This is a genomic window from Deltaproteobacteria bacterium (assembly GCA_019308995.1).
Taxonomy (GTDB): Bacteria; Desulfobacterota; Desulfarculia; order Adiutricales; family JAFDHD01; genus JAFDHD01.
Map to the genome: position 1 here is coordinate 1 of JAFDHD010000017.1, position 18073 is coordinate 18073.

At 47.6% G+C, this 18073-nt stretch carries 13 protein-coding genes; 4 read left to right on the top strand and 9 right to left on the bottom strand.

Going from position 1 to position 18073, the window contains the following annotated elements:
- From JRI95_04995 to JRI95_05020, 6 genes are all read right to left on the bottom strand, one after another.
- A partial coding sequence (locus tag JRI95_04995) for a BatA and WFA domain-containing protein (GenBank protein MBW2060904.1) occupies window positions 1-524 on the bottom strand: 524 nt, incomplete at its 3' end.
- Between the two features lie 27 nt (window positions 525-551).
- Window positions 552-1448 (bottom strand): DUF58 domain-containing protein, encoded by an 897-nt coding sequence (locus JRI95_05000; protein MBW2060905.1) that lies wholly within the window; start codon window positions 1446-1448, stop codon window positions 552-554.
- Between the two features lie 118 nt (window positions 1449-1566).
- On the bottom strand, window positions 1567-2568 hold the full coding sequence (locus JRI95_05005; protein MBW2060906.1) for a MoxR family ATPase: 1002 nt from the start codon (window positions 2566-2568) through the stop codon (window positions 1567-1569).
- On the bottom strand, window positions 2546-3802 hold the full coding sequence (locus JRI95_05010; protein MBW2060907.1) for a hypothetical protein: 1257 nt from the start codon (window positions 3800-3802) through the stop codon (window positions 2546-2548). Before JRI95_05010 ends, JRI95_05005 begins: the two co-directional genes overlap by 23 nt.
- A 242-nt stretch (window positions 3803-4044) precedes the next feature.
- Window positions 4045-4797, bottom strand: a complete 753-nt coding sequence (locus JRI95_05015; GenBank protein ID MBW2060908.1) for a hypothetical protein — start codon at window positions 4795-4797, stop codon at window positions 4045-4047.
- Window positions 4798-4827: 30 nt separating this feature from the next.
- Window positions 4828-6354 (bottom strand): hypothetical protein, encoded by a 1527-nt coding sequence (locus tag JRI95_05020; GenBank protein MBW2060909.1) that lies wholly within the window; start codon window positions 6352-6354, stop codon window positions 4828-4830.
- Between the two features lie 979 nt (window positions 6355-7333).
- Here JRI95_05020 and JRI95_05025 point away from each other — a divergent pair.
- Window positions 7334-8407 (top strand): branched-chain amino acid aminotransferase, encoded by a 1074-nt coding sequence (locus JRI95_05025; protein ID MBW2060910.1) that lies wholly within the window; start codon window positions 7334-7336, stop codon window positions 8405-8407.
- Window positions 8408-8489: 82 nt separating this feature from the next.
- Here JRI95_05025 and JRI95_05030 read toward each other — a convergent pair whose 3' ends face one another.
- Window positions 8490-9401 (bottom strand): helix-turn-helix transcriptional regulator, encoded by a 912-nt coding sequence (locus tag JRI95_05030; protein MBW2060911.1) that lies wholly within the window; start codon window positions 9399-9401, stop codon window positions 8490-8492.
- Window positions 9402-9929: 528 nt separating this feature from the next.
- Between JRI95_05030 and JRI95_05035 the strand changes: the two genes are divergently transcribed.
- Together JRI95_05035 and JRI95_05040 are read left to right on the top strand one after the other, a co-directional pair.
- Window positions 9930-10958: a PD-(D/E)XK nuclease family protein gene (locus tag JRI95_05035; GenBank protein ID MBW2060912.1), complete on the top strand. Its 1029-nt coding sequence runs from the start codon at window positions 9930-9932 to the stop codon at window positions 10956-10958.
- A 446-nt stretch (window positions 10959-11404) separates the two neighbouring features.
- Window positions 11405-11608: a hypothetical protein gene (locus JRI95_05040; GenBank protein ID MBW2060913.1), complete on the top strand. Its 204-nt coding sequence runs from the start codon at window positions 11405-11407 to the stop codon at window positions 11606-11608.
- Between the two features lie 70 nt (window positions 11609-11678).
- Here JRI95_05040 and JRI95_05045 read toward each other — a convergent pair whose 3' ends face one another.
- Window positions 11679-13073 (bottom strand): ABC transporter substrate-binding protein, encoded by a 1395-nt coding sequence (locus JRI95_05045; protein ID MBW2060914.1) that lies wholly within the window; start codon window positions 13071-13073, stop codon window positions 11679-11681.
- Window positions 13074-13434: 361 nt separating this feature from the next.
- Window positions 13435-13917 (bottom strand): hypothetical protein, encoded by a 483-nt coding sequence (locus tag JRI95_05050; GenBank protein MBW2060915.1) that lies wholly within the window; start codon window positions 13915-13917, stop codon window positions 13435-13437.
- A gap of 355 nt (window positions 13918-14272) precedes the next feature.
- Here JRI95_05050 and JRI95_05055 point away from each other — a divergent pair, with 355 nt between their 5' ends.
- Window positions 14273-17461: a hypothetical protein gene (locus JRI95_05055; GenBank protein MBW2060916.1), complete on the top strand. Its 3189-nt coding sequence runs from the start codon at window positions 14273-14275 to the stop codon at window positions 17459-17461.
- The last annotated feature ends 612 nt before the right edge of the window (window positions 17462-18073 follow it).

Genomic DNA, 18073 nt, shown 5'->3' on the forward strand with positions numbered 1-18073 from the left:
GCCAGGTAAACTGCCTTTTCTATTCGCCCTGGCGCGTCTGAGGGTTGGATGCTTTGCACTATCCTTTTGAGGTGCTTTTTATCATCTGAAAAGGGAGATCTTAAAAAGGGCTTGCTGCCAGCCTCAATAATAAGCATCCGGCTGTCTTTTGGAAGCTCATCAATGAGCTTGAGCGCTTCTTCCCTGGCTCGGTCAAACCTGATTCCTGAGGCTGTAAGGGTCTTCATGCTGGCACTCGAGTCCAGGACCAGGATCGCGTCTCCTTTTATTTGAGAGGTATATAACCATACAGGCCTGGCCAAGGCAAAAGCGGCCAGTATTACGGCTAGAATCTGGAGCAAAAGAGGCAGGTTCCTAAGAACCCTTTGAATACGAACCCCCCCTCTTTTTTCCTTCAAAACGGCGCGCCATAAGAAGAGGTTTGTGACATCAACCTGTTTCGGCTTGGGTTTCAGGCTGTGGATTAAAATGAGAATCGGGATTAGGCCCAAAACCAGCAGCGCGCTTGGATTTAACAGTTGCATCTTAAGTCCCGGTCAGCATCCGTTTCTCTAATGAAAGAGCGTTCCTGTAGTCAGATAATCCAGCAGGAAATCCTCAAAGGGGACACCCGTATCGGAAAGATAGTAGTCAATTCCGTTCTTGTAACACAGCTCCCTGATATTGTTCAAAAAACTGCTCATCTTTTGGCGATAAAGCGTGAGTAATTCCTCATTCAGGGTAATTTTTTTTGTTTCTCCAGTTTCCAATTCTCTTAAAGTCAGGTATCCGTTATAACCAGGAAACAGCTCCTCGGGATCGAGCATATGAACCACGGTTATATCGAACTTTCTATACCTAAGCGCCTCCAGACCCTTTTCAACCCCATTGGGATCTAAAAGATCGCTTAAGATAATGGCAATGCCCGGCCGCTTGCAGGTGAGAGCATATTCACTGAGACATGAGTTAAGGTCTGTTTTGCCTTCCGGTTTCAGGGAAAGCAGGTATTTGAGTATGGAGAGGTAAACTTTTTTACCTCTTTCAGGCGGCTTTGAGTCGCCAAGTGTATGGCTGAAAGCGGTCACGCCGACCCGGTCCAGGTTTGCCAGACCGATATAACTCAAAGCGGCTGCAACTTTTTTAGCGTAAATCTCTTTCGAAGGGTTACCCGCTCTCATGGAACGGCTCATGTCAAGGAGGATATGAATGTTCAGCTCCTCCTCAGAACGGAATAATTTTACAAAGAGTTTATCCAGGCGACCATACACGTTCCAATCAATGTACCGGAAATCGTCCCCGACCTGATACTTGCGGTAGTCAAGAAATTCAAGGCTAGCCCCACTCCGCCAGGACCTGTGTTCCCCCTTGCTCGGCCCTTTTATCCCTTGCTGAGCAAGTATCTTCAGCTTTTCCAGCCTTCTTAAAAAATCTTCATCTAGGAAAGATTCAACGTCTGTTTCTACTGCCATGGACCAATCCGTTAATCTGTATTTATGAGAGGGACGAGACTATCCATCCATTCACGTCACGGAGTTACTTCTTTGTAGCGCCTGTCCAGAGTAATGGCGAACAGCTAGACCCCAGGCTTTAAACACGCACTTTTTCGGGTACGCCATTTAAAATATCGTCTATGATGTCATCCTCGTTGATCCCTTCAGCCTCTCCTCTAAGATTTAGAATAATGCGATGCCTCAGAGCCGGTTTGGCCGCCGCCCTGATATCTTCAAGGGAAGCGTTATAGCGCCCCTGAAACAAGGCCCGCACTTTGCCAGCTAAAACCAGGGTTTGCACTCCCCGGGGGCTTGCGCCATAGCGAACGTATTTTTTAGTCCTTTCGATCGAGGCATGGTCATCCGGATGGCTGGCCAAAACGAGCCTGATGGCGTAATTTTTTACATGCAAGGCGATGGGTACCTGTCTGACCAGTTTTTTCATTTGAAGGATCGAGTCGGAATCAACGACCTTATTTAATTCCGGCTGGTAGTCTTCTGTTGTTTTTTCAATTATTTCTTCAAGCTGATCCGAAGTCGGGTACTCGATCTTGAGCTTGAAGAAGAAACGATCAATCTGAGCCTCTGGCAGGGGGTAAGTCCCTTCCATTTCCAGGGGGTTCTGAGTCGCCAACACGATAAAAGGCGGCTCTAAAGGGTATTCTCTACCAAAAATCGTAACCCTTTCTTCCTGCATGGCCTCAAGAAGGGCAGATTGAGTTTTAGGGGTGGCCCGGTTGATTTCGTCAGCCAGAATGACTTGGCCAAATATCGGCCCTTTAAAAAACTCGAAATAACGATTTCCCTGTTCATCCTGGTTCACGATATTCGTGCCCAGGATATCCGCGGGCATTAGATCGGGAGTGAATTGAATCCGGGAATACTTCAAGTCAAGAACCTGACTCAATGTCTTCACGATCAGGGTTTTACCCAGTCCAGGCACGCCTTCAACCAAGGCATGACCTCCACAGAGCAGGCAGACAAGGATATTTTCGATGAGTGAGGTCTGCCCGACAATTATCTTGGAAAGCTCGTCAGTGATGAGGTTAAAATTCTGTATTATTAAGTCAGCTTTTTCAATTGGTGTCGCTTTTTCCATTTTTTTCCATCCTTAACCCGATAGACAGGAAATAATTTTTTATGTATTCTCGATAATTCAAAGGGATATCTTCTTTTAGCAGGACATTTTCCAGCTCCTGTCGGTAAGATCTGATTACCTCTTCCTCTCTTAATTTTGCCTTGGCGATTGTCGGAAGGGAGCGGACATGAATATTATATCGTTCTCCCGGGCCTTCAACGCCCTTATCTTTAAGCGCCGGGCTTTTTGAGCTTTTGATTTCGTAAGGAGTTTTCTTTTCACCGTCGGCCTTGCCTCGGCCGGCGGTAAAGGTCTCTTCCTCATCTAGCGCTGGTCTATCTTTTTCGGGTTTCATATCATCAGGCCGGTCTTTGCCTGAAGAGATTGAAGTTACTTTCTTGCGTTCTTCTCCACCAACCTCAGATGCGGCCAGAGCCTGCTCTGATGAAGTATCTTGATTTGTAGTTTTCTCGGAAACTTGAGCCACAAAGACGTCCTTTTTGGCTTCAGACGATGATTGGCCTTTGTCAGGTATGGCTGACATCACCTCATTCATAGTCTCGTCAAGAAACTGTTCGAGCTTCTGGGTGCGATCCAGATTTGAAAGCTCCTGAGACAGGGAAGCTGGGACCCCCTGTTCAAATGCCTGTTTGATCTGCTTTTTTAACTCTTTAACTTGATTTGGCGCTACCTTGTCCTCCCCAAGGTTTTTAAACCCCGGTGTACCGGAGATGTCTCCCAAGCTGAGTTCGGCTTCGAGCTGGCGGGCAAGCCGGATCTTCTCGGCCCCAGCCTCTTTAATCAGCTCATTGAGGGACTCAAGCAGCCTTCTTTTGGTCATCCTCTGGGCCTTAAGCTCCCTGGCAAGCTCTTCCATCCGTTGGTAGATATCCTCTCTAGACCTTTTCTTTTCCTTCCTGGCCGCTCGCTTTTCCAGCTTTGAATATTTCTCCAATTTCAGGCCGATCTGTTTGAGCTTTTCTTGACCGGCCAGGTCTGGCGGTGAAGATGTTGGACTGAAGTCAACAAGAAGGAGAGCAATTATCACCGCGATGAAAAACGGAATTAATATATGAATCCGGGAAAATTTCCTGGGGAATATAGGGTCCGGTTTGATCAATTCAATAAAGGAACTCGCCTGCTCAATCAACAGGTCCACAAAAATGGATTTGCGCCCAAGCTGGTGGCATTCATAGGCCGTGCTCAATCTATCTTTCAACCCAAATCGAGCGTCAATCTCGATCAGCTCGTGCATGAAGCTTTTTCTTGTTCTAATTACAAAGAGCAGTGAAAAGGCAAAAGAGAATAAAACAAGAAGCGCATAGATTGAATTTCCATACCACTGCAGTAATCCGAACCTTTGCACAGCGAGGGAAAAAGCGGTGAGGAGCAAAGAAAGCATAAGGGTCGTCAGGACGAGGCGTTTAACTTCCCTTTTGATCATCCGCCTTTGAAGCTTGGAAATATGATTTATAAATTGGTGATTCGTTTTAGTGTTCATTTCCTTTTTGCCTTGTTATGCCTGATCATAACCTGATTTGCCAGTGTCAGGAGCAGGATAACACATGTGACGATCATCATGTAATACCCATAAGCGTTGATTGAAGATCGAGGTAAAAGCTCTTGACCCTGATAAAAGGCATAAATAAGGAAGACGGGATTAATGAAAGAGGCAAAAACCGCAGTAACGAAAAGGAAAAAAATCAAGAACCCCCGGCTTAAGAGATAGCCAAGAAAACTCCATTTTCCGAAAACAAGATACATCAGGAACGCAAACAGGCGGCACAGGAGTGAAGCGGTAAAAAGAACGGTTAGAACCTTAAAGAACACGGACATGGATATTCCTGAAACAGCAGCGGAAACAATCAGGAGCGGGAGCACAATCAGCAGTAAGAATATGGAATGGAGTATGAAGGCGGCCAGTCCATAAGAAAAGAAATTATGTTCCTCCTCGAGGGTGATTACTCCTTCATAACCCAGCCTGGAAAAATAATCTTTTGCGAACATCTCACCGCGCCCGCAGCGAAGACCCAGGTACGAGTTAATAAGGAGCGCGGCCACAAAGACTCCCAAGAAATTCAGCGGAATCTTATGCCCTTGAAAATAAGTGAAGAGATCTTTGGTGGGCCAGAAGATGAGCAGTATCAAGCCAAGGATCCAGATGCTGTTGAAGCTCACTGATAACATCAGCGGCGAAAAGAACGGGGCCAGAGATTTTTCAGTGTCGTTTGTCAGGTAATCAAACTTCATCGTGAATCCTTGTTAACTCTTCCCTGTTGATCATGGTCTTGCTTCCCCTGTTCTTTGAGGAATATGACTGCACATTCTGATTGTGGCAGACAATTCCGACCCTGAAAAAGCCTCGGGCGCAAGCCCTATCTTGATCTCTTGTTTATCAGTGCCTACCGGGATTTCCCACTCTAAAAGCGCCATGTTTCGATTGATGGCACGTCGTGCCTCCATGAGATGAATCGGTATTACGTCAGAGTTGATCCAGCCGGATAAATGAAGGATATCAGGTCTTGAGCCATATCGAGCATGGATCGAAAACAGAAGATCCTGCATGAGATTTTTCTGCATCTTTTCAAAAAATGTGCTGGGATTATTGGGGACAATAATTGCGGTTATGGATTCTGCTGCCTTGGGTACAAATAAGCCTTTCCGTTCCAAACTCGATCTGGTGAGCTTCTTAGTGTATTTCTTATCAGGAGCAATGTCGCCGAAAAAGAAGAAGCGGCCGTCAAAATAAATCTGGCAATCAGTAATCAGGTGAGGGGTCATGTTTTCAACCTGGATGGTAAGGCCCTGTTCATCCTTAAACACCTCCCCGCGGATGGGGAAGTTCATCATGGTGTTAATTTTAAACAAACGATGAGACCATCTGTTTAGAGAAATCAGAACCGTCTGCCGCGCATTACTTTCATGTAAGGTTAAGCTGCGCACTGTTTCACTTTCATCCAATTTCGGTAAGATGGCGGTGACAGGATAAGGTTTTGAACCCAGACTTAACCGGTAATCTCCTTTTTGCAAGGAATACAGTCCTACAATCAATTTGCCTGAGGTGATTCCTTTTTGTTCCGCTACTTTCAAATGAAGAAAGCTATTATAAGAGAGGTCCTTGCGTGCAGTTTGATAAAAAAACAGCCAGTAACCTGCCAAAGAAAATATAACTATAATTGCTATAAGATAGCTGAGGTATTTCCGTCTTAAGGCCACTTTTTTTTCAATGCCGTGAAAAAGCACCTGAACGAAAATAATGTAAAGCGCCAGCAAGGAAATAGCCCACAGAAAGCCTGGAAAATGAATCGGTATGCCTGAGATCATGGATGACAGAATCTGTCGTTCCTGAAGATCGAACTCAAAATGATGGTTCGCAGGCTTCAAAGTCAGTATCTTGTTCCAAAAAGAGTGCCTCCCTGTCCAGTCGGCAAATGGAGGTCTCTGGTAATCAAAGGCTAAAAAAATAATTTTCCCGAGCCCAATTTCCTTCTGAATGATCACCGGAATATCATCCTTGATGGACAGCGCCTCTGCGGCCTCAATGTTTACCTTTGCGATTAAAAATGGCTCAGGGCTGGTAAGTATTTGACCACAAAATTCTTCTAGAGAATCAAGCTCAAAAATACGCTCAAATCCCAATATATTCAAGGGCAGAAGGCGCCTTGTCCTTGCTTCGAGAAATGCGCCGTAGTTAAGGCCGCTGGCAGTAACAACGTAGCCGCCTTTTCTAATCCATTCGGTTAAAGCGGTAAATTGTCTCTCCCTTAGATTCTTCCACGCGCTGGCATGCAGAACCATCATCTCCACCCCGTCATACCCATACCAGGTTTCCGGGAGGAACTTTACGCGAGAGACAATGGGCTGGACTGTATTGGGCAGCTTGGATAAAAAGTCCGGGGCAATTTTATTGCCTAATACCAGTACCAGGCCCCTGGTAGTGTACCGGGACCTGAGATTTATTGATGTAGACAGAATATCTTTCTGAGTGCTTTTAAACCTGATAAGCAGAGGATGGGTAAAGGAATCAATGAGGATGGTGAAGGAGTATAATTTCTTTGAACTTGTGGGAAGCTCAACATCCATGGAATAGACAGTATCATGAACGTCCCGATGGTACTCGCTTCCAGATGTCACCACCACTTCTAAAGTGCCATTAATCGTCCGGCCGCTGTTTTCAAGAATTATATTCAAAGGGGTCCATTTGTTTAGCGGAACGAGACCGTTGAACCCAAGGAAATACTCCATGTGAATCGAGGCCGATAACGCCGACAGAGGCTGAAGCAGAATAATCAGGAAGAGAAGGGCGCAGGGGAATTTAAATAAATTGTTAAATATTCTATATTTGAACATTTTTTTCTATGTGCCAGGATGATACTAAAGCCGGGCTTCATTGTCACCCGGCCTAATCTCACACTATAGGATATCCCTGATAACTAAAATCGTCAATGGTCATTTACTCTTCCAAAGTAAAAGGCGTACCCTTTGGTGTTCATTCTTCAGAAATAAAGACTGAGCCGGCCCATGGAAGCTTGGCCCGGACAGGTTCAAGCCCGGAATCATTTATAATTAGGAAATCCTGAGGTTTCCTGCTGAAGCAAACAAGGAGACAAGGTTACAATAACTTATAAAGGAACAAGGCTTTAAATCTCAGTCTAACGAAGTCAAGGTATGGATGAACCGAGGTTTAGGTAAAATATGTCTGGAATTCTTTTTAATTTGGCGTTAGAATCCTGTCTCACATCCAATCAAACGGCCGGAGGCCTGTTCGTGGAGGTTGTTAGAAAAAATGGAAATTGAAGTTAATCTTCTCCCGTCTGAATCACGCAAAGAAAAGCCAGGAAGCGATGATGAACTGAGTTTTGGAGATACCTTCAGTGATCATATGCTGATGGTGGATTACAAGGAAGGCCAGGGCTGGCACAATGCCCGCATCGTGCCTTATGAGGATCTTCGACTTGACCCGGCGGCGATGTCCATTCATTACGCCCAGTCCCTCTTCGAAGGCCTTAAGTGCTATCGGAGAAAGGACGGCGGCCTCCAGCTCTTCAGGCCACGGGATAATTTCAAGCGCTTAAACCAGTCTGCCTCCCGGTTGTGCATGCCTGAGTTAGATGTCGAGTTCGGCCTTTCATCACTTAAGGAGCTGATTCGGGTTGAGCAGGACTGGGTGCCCCGAAGCCGCGGCGCGTCACTCTATCTAAGGCCGACCATGCTGGCCACCGAACCGCACCTCGGCGTTAGACCGGCCAGGGAATACCTCTACTTTGTCATTGTCGGGCCGGTTGGGGCCTATTACAAGGAAGGATTTAATCCGGTCAGGATCTTTGTCTCTGAGAAATATGTACGGGCGGTCCGCGGAGGCGTGGGCGATATCAAGGCCTCGGGCAACTACGCGGCCAGCCTCTATGCCGCTAAAGAGGCACAGGAGAAAGGCTTTACCCAGATACTCTGGCTCGACGCCGTGGAGCGTAAGTATGTTGAAGAAGTGGGGACCTCGAACATGTTCTTCCTGATAGAGGACGAACTAATCACTCCACCCTTAACCGGGAGCATCCTGTCAGGCATTACCCGCCTGACCGTCCTGGATCTGGCCCGGGAATGGGGCGCATACAATGTAGTGGAGCGGCAAGTCAGCATAGATGAGGTTATGGCCAAGGCAAAGGACGGGCGTTTGAAAGAAGCGTTTGCCTCAGGCACAGCCGTGGTCATCTCGCCGGTGAGCGAGGTTTTTTATAAAGGTGAGATGGTCCAGATTGGTAACGGCCAGACCGGCCCGCTAGCTCGTAAACTCTTCGATGAAATCACGGCTATTCAATACGGTGGTAAGCAAGATACCCACGGCTGGATCGAAGAAATCTGATGATGAATCAGGGGGAGTCTTTGATAAGAACTCCCCATATTTCTCTACATTATACCCCTAAAAATTTGCGAATAAACCTCAATCAAAGGGTGATAGATATAACCTTTTCCAGTAAGATCAGCTCGTCTTCATCCTTGACCATATCTCCATAATCAGGATTTAGGGAGCGCAAGATAATCTGATCATTACGAAAAAGGACCATCTTCACCCAGGCGTTATAATCCTGGTCCTTGAAAATGACATAATCACCGTGCCTCACTTCCTCCCGGCTCTCAGGTTTGACAAAAAGAGTGGCGCCATCTTTGAGGTAAGGGAACATGGAGTCTCCCCGAACCCGGACGGCATAAATCTTCTCGGCCAGCTTCGGGTCAATTCCAGGAGGCAGCTCCACCTTCTCCAATCCGTCTCCAGCTTCAAAACCCCCATCAGTCCACTGAAAAGGTTCGCCGGCACTGACATGAGAAATGACAGGGACAGTATAACGATAAGGCAGGGGACCCAGTAATAGATCAGAAGGGCTGGAAAGCGCTTCAGTCCAGAATTCATGGACTCGTTCCTCGATTTCCTTGACCAGGTTGCAATAAGGTTCTTTCTGGATCTGTTCAGGGTCGGCAATGATGATTTTAAGGCCGCGTTTAATGGCTTCCTCAACCTGAGCCGCCACCACGCTAGGGTGCAGCACCTCGTCAACCGGTCCGTTAATTTCACCCCGGGCTCTGGCTTGCGAGTAAGCCTTGAAAGCCTTTTCATAGAGGTTGATGACCTCATCGTCCTCGCTATTTCGCTCCTTGAGTGCCACCAGGAGGAAAAAGAAGGGGTCAAGTCCCAGGGCCACAGCCATTTTAAGCACGACCGAGTCTTTGGGGATTTTGCCAAAGTTTTCCATGTCTGCGACATAAGTTCCAGTCACACCGGCCAGATGTCCGAGCTTTTTTTGCGAGAGGCTAAGCTCCATTCGTTTTCTTTTCACCACTTCTCCAAAGGTCTCAGTCATTGGTGTCCTCTTGTTTTCATTTTTTAGTTATATTTTATACAACAAACAGCTATTTGCAAGGAAAAAAGGAATTATATGAAAAAAAAGGTTGACTACAACAATTGTTGTATCTTATATTTATAAAGGGAGGTTTGGATAGGAAAGGGTTAAAGTGAGGAAATAGGGCCGCGACCATTCTAAGAAGTTAATTATACTTATTAAATGGAATTCTTAGCAGAATATCACCTGGACTCTCTGGGCTCTTCAGACGGCCCGGTTCTAATTTTTATCAGTCCTGACAACAACAAGTTGTTTGAAAAAAACCAGCATAGCTGCTTGTTTTTATAAATAAGGACCTGGATGCAAACGAAACAGGGCGTATGTCATTTTGTTTATTTCAAATTAAGCAATTAATTGTTTGTTTTTAATGGTTCCCTGGTAAACGCATCTAGAAAGATAAACAGGTCGTCAGCTTGCTGTTAACTGATTGAATTCTTAATAATATTACTCATCTCAAGACATGAGCGAAATGAAGTTAGGAGACTAGCCATGCTGCTTTTTAAAGGTCCATTTCGGGTAAATTCACTTTCCGCTTTTCTTAAGTGCCCTCGCGCCTTTTATTTCAAGCACGTTATGGGTCTTGGCCAGGACCGAATTAATCTGAATTTGCTGGCCGGTCATGCGGCGCGGGCAGCCGTTAACCGCGCTCACCGTGAAAAGAACTGGGACGAGGATGAAATTTATGAGATTTTTTTAGGTGTCTTTGAAAAGGAGAAGGCCGGTCAAAAGGCCGAAATCCATGGCGCGGTGGACCTGGATGAGTACCGTGTCATGTTAAGGGCTTATGCCTGCCAGCCTTATAATCGTGAAGCCAGGGTCCTGGCATTGGATTCCAGGTTTTATTTTGAGATCAAACCAGCGCGCACAACTTATCATTTTGAAGGAAGGATTGACCAGCTTCTTCAGGTTGAAACCGATCTGCTGAGAGCTGAATTTCCCGATGTTTTCAAGTCTGTAAAGAAGTCCTCCATCATCCTTCACCGGTGTATTAAATTCGGCCAGCGCAGACAGACCAGTCCCTTTGAACTGGCTCTGAATATCCAGCTCGACATCCTTGCTCTGGCCTTAAAAACCGGGATCTTTAATTATCCTTTAGGCGCCATTGATCGCAGGTCTTATCAGACACCGTATTTCTGGAATATTATCCCTGATTTTCATGCAGTTTATTTCCTCAGAGATCATATCCCCTACAAGGATGACGGCGGCAGTTACCTGAAAGATGAATCGGGAAACTTCATACCCTGCGATCTTGTTTCAGAGCCCTGCCTTTTAGGCAAGAAGCAGCAGCCCTGTAAAGGCAAGCGAACTTACTGCACCAAACAGCCTCGAGGTCCGGGCATGTTTTTCACTACCCGCTCCGAGACCAGAACGCACACCATCCCCAGGGAACTCATGTCGGTCTGCGCGGCCATTCGCATGGGCCATTATCCGCGCCAACCCGGAGAACTCTGCTCTAACTACTGTGAATTTCGCTTTACCTGCGAAACAGAAGTCCGTTCGGATGTTGAGGCGGCTTGAAAGACCGGCAGGGGCCGGACTTATTCCTGAGGTGAAATTTTGGGCGGTGTCCCTTTATTGGGGTGACATTTTATAACCCCTTGAATTTGAAGGTAAAATTGTCAAGGGAGAAAACGCCATAACTTATTGTAAAAATTAAGAAATTCAAATTTATCAACCAATTAAAGAAGCACCACCAAATTTTGAACTTTAAAAAAAACTGTAATTAATTGAGTAAGTTATATAGGTATTCCACTTAAATACTTTACAGGGCCAAAATTCGGTTCATGAAAAACGTCTTTGTTTTACCCGAAGGTTTTTTCGCTCAAGGAAAAGCCTGGCCGGACTTTAAAATAATTTGAAGATGAAGACCCAGAGAGAAATTTTTAGACAAAGATAAATCTGGAACTTTCAGGGCCTGGGGATGGAGAAACGAAAACCTTACTAGCCCGCAAAGGAGAACATCTATGGTAGTCATTAATGTTGAAGTGGCGCGGGGATGGAAGGCGATCGCACGAATGATCGGAGGATCAGTTTCCACGGCGCAGCGTCTTTACCGAAGGCAGGGGCTGCCAGTGGTCTATGAAGGTCAGTCGCCTACCATGGATACCAAGAGTTATTTGGAGTGGCGCGAAAATTTGGGCAGACATAAAGTTAAGAATTTGGATTGAAGGTGGTTCTCGTATTTAACCAGGGTCCTCAAGTCACCGGCCCTGATTTATTAATCCCAGCAGATGTTTCCTACTTTTTCAACCAGACCCGGGTCAGGTCCATGGCTTTTGTCGGATAGTTTTCCCACCAGTCCATAACCTGGACTTTCATGACCTGCAAGGTGGGCATAGAGAAGAGAAAGCCGGAGGCGGCATCCTTGGCAATGATCCTCTGGCAGAGCTTAAAATACTTTTTCTTTTCTTCTTCGTTTAAGGCCTTGAGGGCCTTGGTAAGCGTTTGTCTGAACCTCTCTGAGTCATATTGAATGTAAGATGCTGGATCGGCATACAGGTCAATGTCCCATGCTTTGGTGTGACTGTTCACTGCCAGTTGAAAGTTTTTCCTTTCAAAGACCTCCCGGTTCCATTCTTCCCAGTCAAGGACTTCCAGCTTAACGCTGATTCCGATGCGTCCCAGCATTCTGGCCAGCACCAGGCCGGTGCGTTGAAGATACATATAAGGCGCAGGGAGCTTCATGACCGCCTCAAACCCATTGATGTATCCAGCTTCTTCAAGGAGCTTCCTGGCCTTTTCCGGGTTATAGGGGTAAAGGTCGGTCAGGTCCACATAATACGGCGTTACCGGCGACCAGTGAGACCCGATGGGCGCGCCGAAGCCGAACATGGCCTTGTTTATGAGCTCTTCCCGGTTAATGGCCATGGTCACGGCCTGACGGATCTTGAGATCGTTAAAAGGTGCAGCTTTGTTATTGATGGCAAGAATCACCTCGCCCGTGCTCAGCCCGGAAAGGACCTTGAATCGCCCATCTTGAGCCAGGGTCAGAGCGGATTTTGGTGAAGCCGAGTACCCCATGACGACATCAATCTGGCCGGCCTTGAGGGCAGCCAGGCGGGTCTTTGGGTCTGAAATGAACTTGAAGGTAACCTTATCCAGGTAAGGCAGGGCTTGGTTCCGGTATCCTTTGAATCGGATCAGCTCGAGCCGTTCGCCTCGAACCCATTGAGCGAACTTAAACGGCCCGGTGCCGACAGGGTATGTAATGGCAGGGCCATAACCCTTCATGGGCAGCATGAGTGCTTCCCCTTCACTTAAGCGCGCCAGAAAAAGAGAATCCGGCTCCTTGAGGGTTATGACCAGGGTGTTTGGGTCAGGGGTCTCGATCCGGGCAATACCCATCAGGTGTCCGTTATTTCCTCTGGATATGATCCGCTGAAGATTCCAGGCAGCCACCTTGGAAGTGAAGCGTTCACGGTTATGATATCTGGTTTTTTTACTCAGAAGGAAGGTGTAAATACGGCCATCCATGGAAATCGTCCAGCTTTCAGCCAGACCGGGTGCCAGGTTACCATTCCTGTTCACCCTGGCCAGGCCTTCGAAGATGTTGGCGCAGACGATTTTATGGGTAGCGGTAGAAAGGTTTATGGTCGGGTCCAGGCCGTGCGGCTCATTTGGCAGTGAAACCACCAGATGCCCTCCTTTAATCGGGGCAGGGCGTAGAGACCGGGTTACGTCAGCCTCGGCCTGAGAGATAGCTGGCGCGGCTGTCCACGTCAGGAAACAAAATAGAATGAAAAACTTAATCTGAAGCCTGCCTCTCATATTCTCCTCTGTCCTTCTCTGATCCCGAGGTCCGGCCAATATATCTCAGATCGGTCTTATAATCCAGACAGGTATCCTCTCCAGGTTAATCAGGCAGGGTCTGATCAAATGAGGCTGGTTAAAATACTGTTTTCCCTGACGTGTTTTAAAAGGAAGTATGAAAGCGCACAGGGGTCTCCTCTGCCTTAGCAAAGGCTCCCTTTGCAGATTATTCTGTTTGAGTCAGCTACCTGGCCATCCACCTTTTTCTCATGAATCGAGCTTTACTGAAGGCGCTTATTTTTTTAAGCTGTTCCTCGGTAAATATCTCTTTGGCCTCTTGTATGGTCTTCAAACTCTCAATAAAAAATACAGCGCGGTTAGCCGCTCTTTTTTTGATGTTTTCTTCTAGGGCTAAATAATCAAAGGGTTCATTATCCAGCAGCTTTTTCATTTCGAGCAAAAGCTTTTGGTTTTTCTCTTTCAAGACCAGTAATTTTTCTTCCAGAGAAAAGGAGATTTCTTTGAGTCTGGCCAGTTGTTCGTCAGTCAGGTTCAGATTTTCCTTGTGTCTTTTAAGGACGAAATAAGACCTGACCGGTGACATCCACTGCATGCCCCATTTGGCCCGGTGCATGGGCCTTTGGGGCGCCTGGGCATGGGCAAAGGCAGTGCCGAGAAAAACCAGGATGATGCAAAGGACCAAGGCATAGGTAATGTTTCTCTTCATTTTTATCCTCCTTGGTTAATTTATTTTTAAGGAGAAATGGGTCACCTGAATTACATAAAACCAAAGAAATAGATATCACATCAATCTCGTTCATGCCAGTCCTTATTTCTCCAGGGGCCTTAATTTCGGAAGCCCTCGCTTTTTTTTATTGCAATTCTTGTTAATTATGTCTTAATAACAAAATCGAATCTAAAGAAACACAATGACAGAGGTAGCAGCCTCTATTTATAAGGAGAGGCTTTGTCGCAGATCAAGCATAATAGCTTGCCAACATTTTGGTGGAAATAGCTACTTACCCTTAAAGGGTTGCAACCGTTATCTTAAGGATAAACACAATTAAAAAGTGAGGCAGGTCATGAGCAGAAAATTTTATCAAAAGGTGGGGTTACTGGTACTGGTGCTGGTCTTTGGCCTTTGTTCAACCGCCTGGGCCGCTGATTATTATGTCAAGACGTCGGCAAACGGCGGAAGCGATGCCAACAGCGGCCTGGATTGGGCCAATGCCAAGGCGACTATCGGCGCTGCATTGGCTCTGGCTGACGGCAGTGACGCAATTTATGTCGCCGCGGGGACATACGCGGGACCCATTACATTTCCTGAGGCCAATGGTATTCAACTGCTAGGCGGATATTCGGCCGCCGGTGGTGGAACGGCGGATCCCTGGACAAACACAACCGTTATTCAGGGGGGAGGGCCGGTTGTTTCGATACCCGGTATATTTACGGAAACCGAGCGATCCTATGTTGGCCTGGTTATCGACGGTTTTACCATCAAAAACGGCTCCGTGAGTAGTGGCTATACGGCTGGTATCCGGAGTTACTCCGCCGGTCTGACCATCAAGCGGTGTATTATTGAAAACAACATCGGAACCGGTTCGGCATATGTTGGGGGGATATACGTGCTGTCTCCGTATCATGACAGTTCGTCGGTGATTTTCCAACTTCAGGAAAGTATCATTCGGAACAACACCGGGCTTTATAGCGGCGGACTCTTTTTCGACAGTAGCGGTTATCCTCAGTTCCAAATGACCAATTGTCTGATTTACGGTAACAGTGCCACCGATACCTCGGCAAATTATGCAGTTGGCGGCGTTGCTATCGGGGGTGGCGCTCAAACCATAGCCACGAGCAGCATTATCAATTGCACCTTTGCCGACAATACATCGGCGCACCCAAGCGCTGCCGTTGGCGGCATTGCCATCAATACAGAGAGTTTTACGAGCCCCGTTAACATAATAAACAGTATCGTGTGGCATTCGTCTCTGGATGATGTTTATGCGTATGGCGGATCGGCACATTCCATCAGCTACAGCGATATTTACGACAACGATTCGGGTACCGGGGTCATCCACACCAACCCGGCGTTTGCCGGGGGCGGCGATTATCATCTGACCGCCAGTTCCGGCGGCTGTATTGACGGCGGCACATCCAGCGGCGCACCGAGTATCGATCTGGAAGGCACATCAAGGCCCCAGGGCGAGGGATATGATATAGGGGCATACGAGTATTATGGAAGCGCGCCATCAATTGATACAGAGGATATGTTTATATCGCCAACGACCTTCAGATTTCCCTGCCCTGGTGACATCATTATAACTGATGGTGATCCGCCGACCATTACGGCCGCCAATGACATTCGCCTCACAATCCCGGCCAATCTCAGTACTATCTGGGGCATAAGCAGTTGGTCTATTGATGAAGATTTTAGTACTGCTGAGGGCAAGATTGACACTAATTTTGGGAACGCCACCCTGGAAGATGGTGGTCGAACCCTTGTTATAGATGTTACGACTGACTTTGCCGCCGGTGATAAATTGAAATTTAGTTACATCTGCCGCACGGAAACAGCGGCCGAAGCCGTTTCAGGAGAGACGGGTCACCTAGGTTTAAGTGTAGATGGAGATTTGACCCCTGAGGCTGAGGATACCTATACCTGGACCGTGGCGGTTATAGGGTTGTCCTCTCAGGCTAATCAGACCTTTCAGGTCGGAGATCCGTCCACAGAAATGAGCCCCATGACCATCACCGAAGATGCTAACAATACAACAATCCAGGTGGGCATCCAGGCCATAGACATCCAAATTCCATCCATGCTCAAAATGACCTGGGATACCTCCGTGACCACAGCCACCATTACAGGTCCGGCCAGCGCAAAGGTCAGCACGACCGTTACTTACAATGCTGGTGCGGATGTGGCCTATCTCTCAGTCACAGAAAATTTTGCGCCTGGTGATTCTATCACCGTCTCTGGTTTAAGATTTACCAACTTTACCGAGGCCTCATCTGCCAAAAGCTTAACCGCGGAAACAAATTGGTTCTGCTATGGCTCTGATGACAAAACCAAAGAAATCCTTGCTGGAGCACAGTATACGCTGACGGTCAACACCGAGGGCCAAGGCAGCGTCACGCTTGAGCCTCCTGGTGGCGCCTATGATGATGCTACCGAGGTACAGTTGACCGCCGTGCCTGACACAGGCTGGTCCTTCACCGGCTGGAGCGGTGATCTTTCCGGCTCAACCAATCCCAAAACCATTACCATGGATTCCAATAAAACTGTCACGGCCACCTTTAGTGAGGTTCCGCCGACTCAGTATGACCTGACCATGAACATTAGCGGTTGTGGCAGTGTCACGCTTGATCCTCCTGGCGGCGTTTATGATGCGGGAACAGAGGTATTTCTGAGAGCCACGCCCGACACTGGCTGGGTTTTCAGCCATTGGAGCGGCAGTCTGACAGGGTCTGCCGATGATATAAACTGCCTCATGAACGCTGACCGTAATATCACGGCCAATTTTATTGAGCTGTCGTCCGAGTCTGATTCCGTTAGTGTGACTCTACCGGCGGGAGCGACTACAGCCCATTATCGAATTTTATCCATTCCTCTGATGACCGAGGCTCGCAATCCAGTGGACCTGCTCGGCCCGCAGATCGGAATCTACGATACGACCCTGATGCGTATCGCTCACTGGGATCATCATCCCGCGCCGGCGCATTTCGGGGAGTTCAACGATTGGGATGAGACCGACAACGTTAAACCTGGGGATGCGGCCTGGTTCTTGTTCCGCTATGGTAAGACACTGACCTTTGAAGGGACCAAGACGCCGACGGCTACAGGTCCTGGTGACCAGCAAGGCTACTTTGTTGACATCTACAATGGCTGGAGCCAGATTGGCAACCCCTTTAATTTTGCCATTGACGTGGACTCGATCATTGTTATTGATAGTCCGACCGGGGGCGAGGAGCTCCTGGTCAACGCAGCCAATGAAATCACCCAGCAGGTCTTTTGGGTCTGGGTAAATGGCGACTATGAACCGGCCGTGACACTGCCAGCAGGCACAGGCGGCTGGGTAAAAAAGCTGACTTCGGGCAGCGGTTCTCTCTTTTTCCCGGCCGTCCCGAGCACGCGTTCCACAAGGCATCGAGTGGTGGTGACGCGAGATGACCTGGAAAAACCGCCTGCCCCTCCCATGCCTCCGCGTTCTCAGCCTGCGGCCGAACAAGGAGGAGGCAGCGGCGGCTGCTTTATCCAGAGCCTCGAATACTGAGCTGTGGGGAATTTTTAAGTTAGAATCTCTTCGGCTTTAAACCGAATGCTTGTTTTTCCTGGGTTGCTTTGGGGTGAACATCTGGCAGGGCAGATCGGACGCCCGGACCACAATGCGCCAGGGAATGTCCCTTGATCTGAAATTCAAAGCCTGGCACGCGTAAGGCCAGTTGTGATCCCATGTAACCTTAAAGTAGCGGCATTTAAAGCAGTTGGGCCTGACCACCATGTCTCTCCTCAAGGTTCTTAAGCCTAACAGCTAGACCTGCATGAGGCAAGAGTAAAAAGCTTCCTCACGAAGCTGGGCAGGGTTGAATCAGAATTTTCAAGGCTGAAATCTCGCGATCAGATCGCTGATAAAAAATGAAAGACACAGCCTCATGACCGCGTGACCGCTGCAATTTTTTTCTTGATTCGTAAGCGTTCTCTATGATAGCTTTATTTATATAGCTAGAAATTTTATTAATTTGTTAGGGCGAATAGGAAGCGACTCGTCCGGCGCGGCAGGCGCCAAGTGAGAGCTCAAATAAAAATTTCTGAGGCAAGCCATTAAATGTAAAGCAAAAAGCAAGCTGGCTTTGGCTCCTCGGTTCACAATCTGGCCGCCCGTGTT